The organism is Fuerstiella sp. (assembly GCA_022447225.1).
Taxonomy (GTDB): Bacteria; Planctomycetota; Planctomycetia; order Planctomycetales; family Planctomycetaceae; genus S139-18.
In genome coordinates this window covers 88,297-100,884 of record JAKVAZ010000010.1, presented here as the reverse complement: position 1 = coordinate 100,884, position 12,588 = coordinate 88,297, and the positions used below count along the sequence as shown (strand labels likewise).

Sequence of the window (12,588 nt, the reverse complement as noted above, 5' to 3'; positions counted from 1 at the left end):
AGTAAATTATGGTTCAGATCAACGAAAATTTTCTTAAGCTCAAAGCTGGCTACCTGTTTCCTGAGATCGCACGTCGCGTATCAGAGTTTTCGCAGGCCAACCCCGATGCTGACGTTATTCGGCTGGGGATTGGTGACGTGACTGAACCGCTGCCGCCGGCCATTGTGCAAGCCATGCATGAAGCCGTTGACGAAATGGCCGGTCGTGAATCATTTCGTGGATACGGCCCGGAACAGGGCTACCCGTTTCTGCGGGACAGCATTGCCAAGTATGACTACCAGGACCGCGGTGTGAGCATAGGGGCCGATGAAATATTTGTCTCCGACGGGTCCAAATGTGACAGTGGTAACATTCTGGATATTTTCGGACCGGGAAACCGTATTGCCATTACTGACCCGGTGTACCCGGTCTACGTGGACACCAACGTCATGGCAGGACACACCGGACCTGCCGATGATCACGGTCGCTACGGCGGGCTTGTCTATCTGCCGGTGACGGAAGAGAACAATTTCATTCCGCAACTTCCGTCGGAACCGGTGGATTTGATCTACCTGTGCTATCCCAACAATCCCACAGGAACTGTGGCGACTCGCGAAACTCTTGGTCGATGGGTGAACTACGCAAAAGAATGCGGCTCCATCATTCTGTTCGACGCTGCCTACGAAGCCTACATTACAGATGACGATATTCCGCGTTCGATTTATGAAATCAGCGGAGCCCGTGAGGTTGCGGTTGAGTTCCGCAGTTTCAGCAAAAACGCCGGTTTTACAGGGACACGATGTGCATTCACGGTTGTTCCGAAAGATCTCACGGTGGCGTCTGGCGGTCAACAGGTGTCATTGCATGATCTCTGGAATCGTCGGCAGTGTACGAAATTCAATGGTGCTTCCTTTGTAGTTCAGAAAGGAGCGGCTGCCGCGTACTCCGAAGAAGGTCGCAGCCAGATCAGCGACCTTGTGAATTTCTATATGACGAATGCCCGACTTCTGAGAGAAGGACTGCAGAAACTTGGAATCACAGTGTACGGAGGAGAACATGCGCCCTACGTTTGGCTCAAAACACCAAATGACCTCAGCAGCTGGGACTTCTTCGATGTGTTGCTGTCAAAGGGACATCTGGTTGGAACTCCTGGCAGTGGATTTGGCGCCTCAGGAGAAGGCTACTTTCGACTCAGCGCCTTTAACAGCCGCGAAAACGTGGAAGCTGCACTGGAACGGTTCAAGTCAGCAGTCGACCGGTCCGTTACGTGATAACCTGACACGGACCAAAACCGAAGATTGTTCAACACCCTGGTGCCGGCGACATTAAGACTAAATCAACTCGCTCCGAACAGTTCCTGTACCGGCTATTGGAAATGGCCGGCCAAGGCCGTCATGGATGATTGTGCCGGCGTCGATACCAAGCAAATGGTAAATCGTGGCCAGAATATCCTTGGGCGAAACGGGGTTATCGCGAACGTCACCACCCAAATCGTCGCTGGACCCAATGACCTGACCACGTGGAACTCCACCACCGGCTAAGGCGATTGAGTACACTCGAGACCAGTGATCACGACCGCCCTCATCGTTGATACGCGGGGTTCGTCCGTGTTCACTCATCCAGATCACCAACGTTTCATCCAGCGTTCCACGCTGTTCAAGATCGAGAATCAGTCCGGAAAATGCAGCGTCAAATCCGGGCCACAACCAGCCCTTTAGTCTTGGAGTCTGGTTCCAGTGAGTGTCCCAGTCGGTATTGAGATACGCATATTCGTCCCAGAACACAGTTACAAACCGACTTCCAGCGTCGACCAGTCTGCGGGCCAGCAGACATGACTGACCAAAAAGAGTCATCCCGTAACTGTCACGTACGCTGCGGGATTCAGCCTGAACATCGAGAGCGTCACGAATCCTGGGAGACGACAACAGCGACCACGCCATCTGTCGATAGCGGTTGAGATTGACCACGGACCGCTGGTCTTCCATATCTTTTCTGACGTCAGACAACTGGTTCAGGAGACTGCGTCGCCGGTTGAGCCGATCCAGCGTTACGTTGTTGCTTCCTCCGACTCCGGCAATTTCAAAACCGGCTGCCGGATCAATTCCTGCATACGGATCTCTGACCCTGTGTTCCACACCGTACGGTCGCTGCTTGACAATTTCACGATTACCCTCAGCCGCAAAATTTGTCAGCACCGGGTCATAGGCGGAACCCAGAAATGTTGCATAAGGACCTGCCTGCACGGATGCCGCTTCACCGCCGCGCGAATTCATTTTCCAGGGAATTGCGACATTCCTGGGAACGTCAGGTACCTTGTCTGCCGTTCGCTCGTCCACATAATCGATGACAGATCCGATGTAAGGCCAAAGTTGTGGATCACGCGGTCGGGTCTCCAAAGCCGGAGAATAGTCAGGAATTCCACTCGTCACATAGGCCGTGCAGTGCAGTGGATAGGGGTGTGTCATCGACCGAATCAAGGACACTCTGTCCATCACCTTTGAGATCTTTGGCAACCCTTCGCAAATCTGCAGTCCGGGGACACTCGTTGATACAGGATTGAACTCACCGCGAGTTTCAGCGGGAGCGTTGGGTTTGGGATCAAAGGTCTCATGCTGCGGTGGTGACCCGTACGGCAAAAGCAGAATGCATGATTTGGCCCTGCCAAAACCGGACGAGAGACCGGACGAAACCGACGTATCCTGAGCCCTCAGCAAATCACTCAACCCCAGGCCCAGCGACGCCAATCCTCCAACGTGCAGCGAATCTCTACGGGTGAGTCCACCGCACAGCGCGCGTCTCGATCCGAGTATTCGTAGCATGAGGATGTTCCGACAGTTGTTACGTTGGCGCCCTGGAGATTTCTGCGCCGTTTATTTTATTCAGATATGAATTGATTCAGGTATCAACGACTCATTGAGTTGTCAGCACAACCGGTTGGAGTTTGCCAAAAACGAACCGAGGCTGGGTCCGCACATACTGCTCAACGGACTTCTGACCACCTCAAAATCATTCCGTGACAATGTTGTGACTACAATTTCTGAATACAATAAAGATGCAGTTCACTACGAAGCAGAATGGCATTCTGCAGGAACGCAAATGAGGCAAACGTGCGTTCTTTGCCGTCACCAAGTTTGTTCTTCGCAACTTCACCGTATTCCAAGCCGGGTTTGACAACGGTGGTGACCCCTGTCTCATTTTGAAAGTAAATCATACCATCGGCAAACGATGGAGATGCAGAATACTCGCCTGAAAGTCTGTGCTGCCAGTGAACTTTTCCGGAAACCGCGTCCACGCAACTGGCAATACCCCCATCATCGACCATATAGACCTCGTCACCAATCACCAAAAGCGACGAGCAACGGGGTACAGCTTTTTTTCTCTTCCATTTCACGTGAGAGTCCGACACCTCCCCGTGGCCGGTCGGATCAATGGCAAATAACTGCCGGTCGCCATACCCGCTGCACACGTACACCATTCCATGCCCCACAACAGGCCGGGGAACAACCGAATAACCTTCACCGTAAGCAACTCGCCACAGTTGCCTGCCGGTTTTCGGGTCGTATGACCAGACTCCCCCACTCCCGGGACAAATCGCCTGCAATCGACCCTCAGCATTCAGAAGCGTAGGCGTGGAAAAGCTGAACCCACTCGCTGGTTCAAGTTCCCGATCGGTTCGCCAGATCTCTCTGCCCGTCAGTTTGTCCAGTCCGACAACAAATCGCTTATCTCTTCCGTCACAACACATGATCAGAATGTTGTCGGCAAGAGCTGGCGACCCACCATTACCATGCACGGACGCATACACCAGATTCTGATTTTTCCAGATCACAGAACCATCAACATTCAGACACGCTGTACCGTGCGGGCCAAAGTGAACATACAGCCGGTCTCCATCCAGCACAGGAGTAGCACTCGCATGGCTGTTTTTGTTGTGAATTTCCACTTCGGTGCCCTGCTGGCCAAACACTTCGTTATTCCAAACGATTGCTCCGTTTTCGGCGTTCAGGCAAAGACAGCGCAGCGATCGGACTACGTTCTCACCGGTACCGTCGACCACAGCGGTGGTCATATAAACCCGACCGTCCGCAACAACAGGTGAAGACCAGCCTGCCCCCGGCAGGTCAACCTTCCACGCAATATTCTCACTTTCACTCCAGCTCACAGGCAGTTCGGTCGCTTTCGCATGCCCCTGGCCGTTGGGACCACGAAATTCGGTCCAGTCAGCAGATTCAGCAGAGCCGGCAACCAACAGAATTGCTGCCGCAAGTAATCGGATTTGGTCTGAAAAACTCAACATGTCAGGGTCATTGAATTTGAAGAAATAAAGCGAAAGATATCCAAGTCAACACAGTCTATCGTTCGGACAGAAAAGTTGTACTCTTGTGTTTGCCGGGTTAAGAACGGTTTCCGGGTACAATTGGGCGTTCAACCGATTCGTGGAACATTCCTGCCGGGTGTGGCACCTGTCGATATGCTCTGCAGGTGCACTGCCAGTCGTGCTGTTCGCAACCTGGGTGAATGAACACACACGACCAGCAGGAGTCCCCGCACCAAGCCAATGCCGGTTTATTTTTGAGGCCCTGATTCAGCCCTGGCCGCTCGTCTGAAAAACGTGTTTTCGACGCTCAACTCATGTTCCAGTTCAACCCGTAAGACAGAATACATTTGCAGGACTGTCCACTCAACGAAAACGCACAACAGACGACAAAGCAAGTGGGCTGCGTTTTCGCAAATCTGCTAAAATGCGTTTGCTGCATTCCCTGGTTACTGTTTGATTCAGGACAAAGAACATGATCCGAACTCTCGTGGTCATTTTAGCACTACTCCCCACAAGTATGTGCAATACGACACTGGCTCATTTCATCTGGCTGATCCCCAGGACGGATACAGATGGGCCGTCGGTTATTCACGTCTATTTTGGTGAGGACGCTCTCGACAACAGTACCGATTTTTTATCGCAGCTAAGCAATTTACGCCTGCAAAATGTGTCCGGCAATGCGGCAGCAGTCGACCTGCCAATCGCACGTACGGACACAACTTTGAAGGGGACCACAAAATTCACGGGGCACAATCTTGTGGTTACTTCCTATGACTTTGGAGTGATGGATCGAGGTGACCAGGTCTTTCGACTTAAATACTACGCGAAAGGCGGCCCCGACGTCACCGATTTTGCGTGGACAACGGCGGTTACCGCTGATGACCTGCGTCTGGACATTCATCCCGCACTTGCCAATGGTTCGGTGACACTGAGAGTACTGTTCGACGAAAAACCGGCTGCCGGTGCAAGGGTGACCGTTACCCGCCCCGGTATGGGTGAATTTACAGGCAACACCAGTCCAAAAGGTGAAGCCGTTTTTGCGGTGACGGATTCCGGAATCCACTCTGTCCTGGTGCGGCATATCCAGAAAAACGCAGGCGAACTTAGCGGAAAGAAATATCCGGAAACCCGACACTACTGCACCATTGCTCTTTCAATACCGGAGTCTGGTTTATCGACTGTGGCGACCGGGCTCCCAAACCTGCCGCGACCGGTGACCAGCTTTGGTGCGGCCGTTGTGAACAGCCAAATTTACATGTACGGGGGTCATACCGGGAATGCTCACTCTTATTCTACTGAAGAACAATCCAATGAACTGACACGACTGGACCTGAAGACCGGTCAATGGTCCACGATTGCAACGGGACCTCACCTGCAGGGTCTTGCTCTGGTGACTCATGGCGGAAAACTCTACCGCATTGGCGGTTTTACGGCACTCAATTCCGAAGGCGAAGAACACGATCTGCATTCACAGGACTGCGTCGCCGGTTTTGACCCGGCCCTCGGTACGTGGGAACAACTGCCACCTCTGCCGGAACGCCGTTCTTCCCATGACGCGGCCGTCGTTGGCGACTGCATTTATGTTGTCGGTGGCTGGATGATGGGTGACGGCGATACCACATGGCAGACTACGGCATGGAAGCTCAATCTGACCGCGGCAAACCTGAAGTGGGAAGCGATTACCGACCCGCCGTTTCAGCGACGGGCTCTTGCCCTGGCGGCTCATCACGGCCGACTGTATGTCATTGGCGGAATGCAAAAAAAAGACGGTCCCACGACAGCGGTGGCGGTGTACGATCCGGCGACGGGAGAATGGTCCGAAGGACCTTCACTGTTTGTTCAACAGCCAGACGCAGCAAGTGAGGGACAAAAGCAGGAGCAGGAACTGTCGTCCGGCCGGATGACCGGGTTTGGAGCATCCGCTTTTGCAACCGGCGGATCACTGTACGTGACGACAGTCACGGGCCACCTGCAGCGATTATCATCTGACGGTTCACGATGGGACGTCGTCGCAACCGGACTGACACCACGATTCTTTCACCGGCTGCTGCCGCTGGATGACAACCATCTGATCGCAGTGGGTGGATCAAATATGAGTATCGGTAAGTTTGAAGAAGTGGATCTGATTGATGTGCGCCACAGGTGAATCGCGGGATGAAGTCGCAAGTCCGCCGGAATTTGTGCACTATCCTTCAGTATGCGTATAACATCAGTGAACAGAGGTGCTGCGATCGCACCTCCAATTTATTTGTCTGCCGCGACAGCTCCCCGAAGTTATCTGACAAGTATGTTGAGGAATGCAATACGAACTGGTGACCGGTCACAACAGCGAGGATTTACTCTGATTGAGCTTCTCGTGGTCATCGCCATCATCGCGATTCTGTTGTCGCTGCTGTTGCCGGCGGTGCAGCAGGCTCGGGAAGCTGCCCGAAGAACGACATGCAAAAACAACCTAAAACAGATTTCCCTGGCAGTTCACAACTACATGGAAGTGGCTCTGGTACTGCCACCCAGTGCCTGTATCAATCCTGAAATCACGGTAACCGGAAACAATGGCTCGTGGAGCGTGCATGGCCGTATCCTGCCGTTTCTCGACCAAAGCAATCTGTATAATTCCGTGGATCTAACCGAAGCCTGGGACTTTCAGACAGCAATCGACGGCCTGAAGATTCCTGTCTACGTCTGTCCCTCAGATCCTCGAAGTGACGAAGCACGGGATCCTGGGAGTGGTAAAGTTACTCTTTATCCCACCAACTACGGATTTAATTTTGGCACCTGGTTTGTCTATGACCCGGTAACAGGAAACGGTGGAGACGGAGTCTTCTTCCCGAATGCCGGGCTAAGTGCGGCAGCAATCACCGACGGGTTCAGTAACACACTGCTGGTCAGTGAAGTCAAGGCATGGCAACCGTATCGACGCAACGGCGGACCGGCGACAACAGCTGTGCCGGCCGGAATCGAAGAGGCAGAAGCCGCAGCCGCCAGTGGCATCCAGTTCAAAAACACGGGGCATACCGAATGGCCTGACGGACGCGTCCATCATCATGGTTTCACTACCGTCATGACTCCCAATTCTGTCGTTCCATGTACCGATGGCTCGCAGACATTTGACTGCGACTACAACTCATGGCAGGAAGGCAACCAGGGCATCAGCGGAAACGCCAGCTATGCTGTGATTACGTCTCGCAGTCACCACCCCGGTATCGTGCAGGCAGCTCTCGTCGACGGCTCGGTCCGTTCCGTTTCAGAAAACATTGACCTGAATATCTGGCGGGCCGTGGGAACACGTGCCGGAGGAGAAATCACGGGGGAATTCTGATTTCAGGGTTAACACGATGGTTCCTCAAAGTTGACTGGTACCGAAATTGATCAGCACACCGCGGAGTCACTCCGGCTGCGAAACACCAAGCGAGGTTCTCAGCACTGACACCAATCACGGATACGAAGATCCGGTATCTGTAAACATAAAGGCCGCAAATTCGAACAACAGTCGTCATCCCCCACTCGTTTCAGGCAACCGCGTGCTGTCTGAAACGGCTGCTGTAGAGAAATCAGCAGGAAAAACGGCCTTCAACGGATTGCTGATTGACGCACAATGGTGAGCAACACCACCAAATTACCCTGGTGAGCGGGAGACGTGAGTCCCCCAACTTCCTGCGTCAGATCGCGAACCGGACGTTAGCACTCCGAACTGAGCCGTCCACCGTTAGGCACCACCGCCTAAACCAGAATCTCCCGGACGATGCGCGGCTTGAAGGTGTCGGTTAACTTTTCCTTCAGTCCGTTTCGTTCGAAGAACAGATCTTCGTGGTGGAGCCCGAGCTGATGGAGGATTGTGGCATGCCAGTCAGCAATACTGACCGGGTTCTCGACGGCTGCGAAGCCAAGATCGTCGGTATTACCGTAACTGACTCCAGGTTTGATTCCCCCGCCGGCCATCCAAAGTGAAAACCCACGTGGACCGTGGTCGCGGCCGGCCACCTTCATCTTGGTTTTATCGCTCACCTGAGCGATCGGAAGTCGACCGAATTCTCCTCCCCAGACGACAAGAACGTCGTCCAGAAGCCCACGTTGCTGAAGGTCCTCAAGCAGCTGGGCCACGGGCTGGTCCGTGCGATTACAGGCCGACGGAAGCGCATTGCTGATATCCGAATGGTTATCCCAGATCTGGCCATTGATGTACAGTTGCACGAACCTCACACCACGTTCGACCATACGGCGTGCCATAATGCACCGTCGAGCGTAGGAATCGGTCGTCTCGTTACCAACGCCATATGCTTTCAGTGTTGCCTGGGACTCCTGGCTGATATCAAGAACGTCTGCTGCTTCAAGCTGCATTCGGGCAGCGAGCTCGTAGCTGCTGATTCTTGCATCCAGTTCCAGATTGTTGGGTCGCTGCTTTCGATGAATGTTGTCAATTCGGCGCAACAGGTCACGCTGCATCCGGACAATCGGATCCGGATCCGCATTCTGTGCGTGAAGGTTCAGGATGGGGGAACCCTGTGAACGAATGCGAGTTCCCTGGTAGACCGGGGGAAGAAAGCCGTTCTGCCAGCTTTGCACCGTATTGACGGGCAGTCCAAGCGGGTCATCCAGAACAACGTATGCAGGAAGGTTCTGATTGACACTTCCCAGACCGTAGGCAATCCATGCGCCGACGGAAGGTCTCCCCGGCAGCAGTCGACCGGAATGGATCTTGAATAATGCGGGTTCATGGTTCGAGTGTGAATTGTACATCGACCGGATAATGGCGATTTTATCGACATGCTTTTGAAGATGCGGCATCACATCGGAAACCCATGCGCCACTCTCTCCGTACCGATCAAACTGAAACGGACTTCGCAGCAGTCCACCTGCCGACTCCGGGGATGACACATCCTGAGCGATCTCATTGAAATACGGCTGGCCGTGACGCCGGTCCAGTTCAGGCTTCGGATCAAACAGATCGACCTGACTTGGCCCACCGTTCATGAACAGGTGGATCACAGCTTTGGCCTTCGCCGGAAAGTGAGTCTGGCGCGGCTGGAAGTCATAAATCCGCCGAGGACCGTCGGTCGCGGGTCGAATGCCATCGACACCGGAAATCGTATCGCGTCCGGTAGCGTCACGATTGGCAAGGTACGCCAGTGCGGCTCCCATCGTGCCATGGGCAGCTCGGTGAAAGAACCGCCGCCGCGATTGAGCCGCGTCGTGATTTTGAAACAGCACGTCAGTCTCCCCAGGGCTTCACAGCCGCTTGAACACCATGGTTCAGGTAAATCAAAAACCTGAATCTCCAATGGTCACAGGGTGGTTAGTCAATGTACAGAAATCCGGCGGAATTAAGAATCGTGTGACAGTAAACACGAAGCGCTTCCTGTGCAGGATCACCATTCTTTTCTTCAGTTTGTTCAGAAGAGTATTCAGCCCATTTTTCTTCGAGTTCGCCGAGCGTTCTGCGTCCAAAATCCAGTTCTTCCTGAGTCGGTCGCCGGGACAAAGCCGCAAGATACAGGCGTTGAATTTTCGAATCCGACTCCATTGCTGTTTCATCAAGACCTGCCGCAAAACGAGCGGACAGACTCCGCACCATCTGGTTGTTCAGCAGGTACAACGCCTGTTGCGCAACATTGGAATTGGCGCGAATCTGGCAAGCCGGGTTCATTTGCGGCAAATCAAAGGTCTCCAGAAACGTTGGCATCTCCTTTCGACGCTGGCGGAGATAGACGCTTCGGCGGTATTTCTCTTTCCGGGGAACAGCCATGACCAGACCGTCGCTCGCGACACTGACCTCGTCCGGTTTGCCAAATGGCGTATCATCGAGCGCATCGGCGATACAAATCAGTGTGTCGCGAATTTCTTCCGCTTCCATTCGGCGCAGGGACATCCGAGAGATCCATTTGTTGTCAGGATCGACAGCAAGGTGGTCGTCTGAGACGACTGACGACTGCCGCCATGTTCGCGACGTCAGGATCAGGCGATGCATGTGTTTGACGCTCCAGCCACTGTTGACGAATTCCCGGGCCAGCCAGTCAAGCAGTTCCGGATGAGTCGGTCGGTCGCCCAGTTTTCCGAAATTGTCCAGTGACGCGACAATGCCGCGTCCAAAGTGGTGTTTCCAGATACGGTTCACCATAACCCTCGCTGTGAGCGGATGATCGTGTTGGATCAACCATCTGGCGAAAGCCAGTCGTCGTCCCGTTTTTCCAGCCCCGGGCCACGGCTCGACCGGCTCAAACGGTGTCCTGCCGTCGGTCAGAACAGCGGGAACTCCCGGACCAACCAGTCGTCCGGGCTGTTGATAATCACCGCGTCGAAAAACGTAGGTTGGGGAGGGTTCGCCACGATCCCACAAAGCCCGAATCTGAGGCACTTCCTGCATGTCGGCCCTGATCGACTTAATCGCCGCGTTGACCTCGTCGAACACCTTTTTATACGTGGGCGTGTTCTTAAGCTGATCATCCGTAAGCTTCAGCCGTGATCCGTAATCTGCAACAAGCTGCTTCTGATCCTCAAGCCTGTCCTTTTCCGCCGTGTTCACAGCAATTCGAACTTTATCGCGGATTGTTTCCGGCAGGCGCGCAAGCTCTGTGTCAAGTTTCTCTTTCTGAGCGGCTGCTTTCGCGGATTTCAAACGCTCGTTTTCACGGTCAATTTGGGGCTGAAATTTCTGATTGTGTTCTGCGACGGCCTGCCGCTGCCATGGAAAGGCAACGTCCAGCGTACGAGCCTCGAAGTGACCATCCGACTGGCCCGCAGCACTTGTGGGCTTGAGCCAGTCATGGATATCGAACGCCCCCTGAAAGACAGCGACCAGCCGGTAATAGTCGCGGTGAGGGAGGGGGTCATACTTGTGGCTGTGGCAGCGGGCACATTTGAGTGTGAGTCCCAGCACCGTGGATCCCAGGATGTCGATTTCGTCGGCCAAAACTTCCATCCGTTCAGGGACAAAGTTGACAACGTCTGAACCGGTCCCGTCAGGTGCCATTCGCAGGAACCCGGTTGCAACAAGGTTATCAATCACTTCGGGTGTCAGTCGGTTCGGATCGGAATAGTCCGCCAGCTCGTCACCTGCAATCTGTTCCAATAGAAATCGGGAGTACGGTTTGTCTTCATTGAATGCGCGGATCACATAGTCGCGGTAGCGGTACGCGTACCTTCTGACAGGATCGGAACTTCTTTTTCCTTCTGAATCAGAGTAGCCGGCAGCGTCCAGCCAGAAACGCCCCCACCGTTCTCCATAACGGGGAGAATCAAGCAGGCGATCGATGGTTCTCTCATATTCCGTCGCGTCATTACTTTCAACAAATGAATCAATCAGTTCCACTTTCGGAGGAAGCCCGGTCAGATCAAAGCACATTCTTCTCAGTAACGTTCCCCTGTCCGCTGCCGGATTAAACGACAGGTTGTTTGTTCGCAGTTGTCTCATCACGAATGCATCGATCGGGTGATCGCCTGCACCGTTTGACTGAGGAACATCAATACTGGCCGGCAGCGGTTGAAAGGACCAGTGCTGACGATCCTCATCTGTGACCATCCGATCCGGTTCACTCGTCGCAACATCCGGCACGATATCAACAGTTGGGGCACCGAGACTGATCCAGTTTGCGATCTGCTCGACCTCAGATGAGGTGATTGGCAGGACGCCTGCGATAATCAGTTGATCACGCGGAGGCATTTCCCCGGCATGAATCCGTTGCAAAAGCAAACTCTCCTCAGGCTTACCGAGCACGATTGCCGGACCTGATTTTCCACCCTTCAACATCGATTCCCGGGTTCTGAGATCGAGTTCACCCTTCCGGACACGTCGGCCGTGGCAGGACGTACAGCGGATCAGCATAATCGGCAGAATATCATGCTGGTTCAGCTGCATACGGTCGAGAAAGTCTTCAGGTCGGGTCCCGTCCGCGAACGGTGATCCACCTGCGATCCACCGTTCAATTATGTGCAATTCATCGTTCGTGAGTGCGGTGCCTTCTCCTTCGGGTGGCATCAGGCCCTCATGCAGCATTTCAACAAGGATGCTTTCTTCCGGCTTTCCGATCTCGATCACCTGACCGGATTCGCCACCATTGAACAGTCCCTCACCGGTCGTCAGATCCAGTTCGGCCTTAAGTTCATTGGGGTTGTGACACCGGGTGCATTTTTCGTTCAGAATCGGCAACACGTCGGTCTCGAATTCCGGAGACAATTCGCCCTCCTGTTGATCTGCGGCAAATAGAGAACCACAGATCAATCCGATAACCAACGTTGCTGCAGAAAATGAACTGAAATTTTTGAGACGCATTGCTACTCACGCACCCCGGCTGACA

Annotated in this window: 7 protein-coding genes; 3 read left to right on the top strand and 4 right to left on the bottom strand. The window is 53.7% G+C overall.

Translation table 11 applies throughout. The features are described 5' to 3' along the window. Positions 1-8: 8 nt before the first annotated feature. Positions 9-1,250 (top strand): LL-diaminopimelate aminotransferase, encoded by a 1,242-nt coding sequence (locus MK110_12470; GenBank protein MCH2212110.1) that lies wholly within the window; start codon positions 9-11, stop codon positions 1,248-1,250. A gap of 60 nt (positions 1,251-1,310) precedes the next feature. Here MK110_12470 and MK110_12465 read toward each other — a convergent pair whose 3' ends face one another. Together MK110_12465 and MK110_12460 are read right to left on the bottom strand one after the other, a co-directional pair. Then, positions 1,311-2,798: a DUF1501 domain-containing protein gene (locus MK110_12465; GenBank protein ID MCH2212109.1), complete on the bottom strand. Its 1,488-nt coding sequence runs from the start codon at positions 2,796-2,798 to the stop codon at positions 1,311-1,313. A 209-nt stretch (positions 2,799-3,007) separates the two neighbouring features. Next, positions 3,008-4,276, bottom strand: coding sequence for a PQQ-binding-like beta-propeller repeat protein (locus MK110_12460; protein MCH2212108.1), 1,269 nt, complete (start codon positions 4,274-4,276; stop codon positions 3,008-3,010). Between the two features lie 493 nt (positions 4,277-4,769). Between MK110_12460 and MK110_12455 the strand changes: the two genes are divergently transcribed. Then, positions 4,770-6,443 (top strand): hypothetical protein, encoded by a 1,674-nt coding sequence (locus MK110_12455; GenBank protein MCH2212107.1) that lies wholly within the window; start codon positions 4,770-4,772, stop codon positions 6,441-6,443. A gap of 51 nt (positions 6,444-6,494) precedes the next feature. Continuing rightward, positions 6,495-7,616, top strand: a complete 1,122-nt coding sequence (locus MK110_12450) for a DUF1559 domain-containing protein (GenBank protein ID MCH2212106.1) — start codon at positions 6,495-6,497, stop codon at positions 7,614-7,616. Between the two features lie 401 nt (positions 7,617-8,017). Here the strand turns inward: MK110_12450 and MK110_12445 are convergent, their stop codons facing one another. Together MK110_12445 and MK110_12440 are read right to left on the bottom strand one after the other, a co-directional pair. Further along, positions 8,018-9,505: a DUF1501 domain-containing protein gene (locus MK110_12445; protein MCH2212105.1), complete on the bottom strand. Its 1,488-nt coding sequence runs from the start codon at positions 9,503-9,505 to the stop codon at positions 8,018-8,020. Between the two features lie 85 nt (positions 9,506-9,590). Further along, complete coding sequence (locus MK110_12440) at positions 9,591-12,563, bottom strand: DUF1553 domain-containing protein (GenBank protein MCH2212104.1); 2,973 nt, start codon at positions 12,561-12,563, stop codon at positions 9,591-9,593. Between the last annotated feature and the right edge of the window lie 25 nt (positions 12,564-12,588).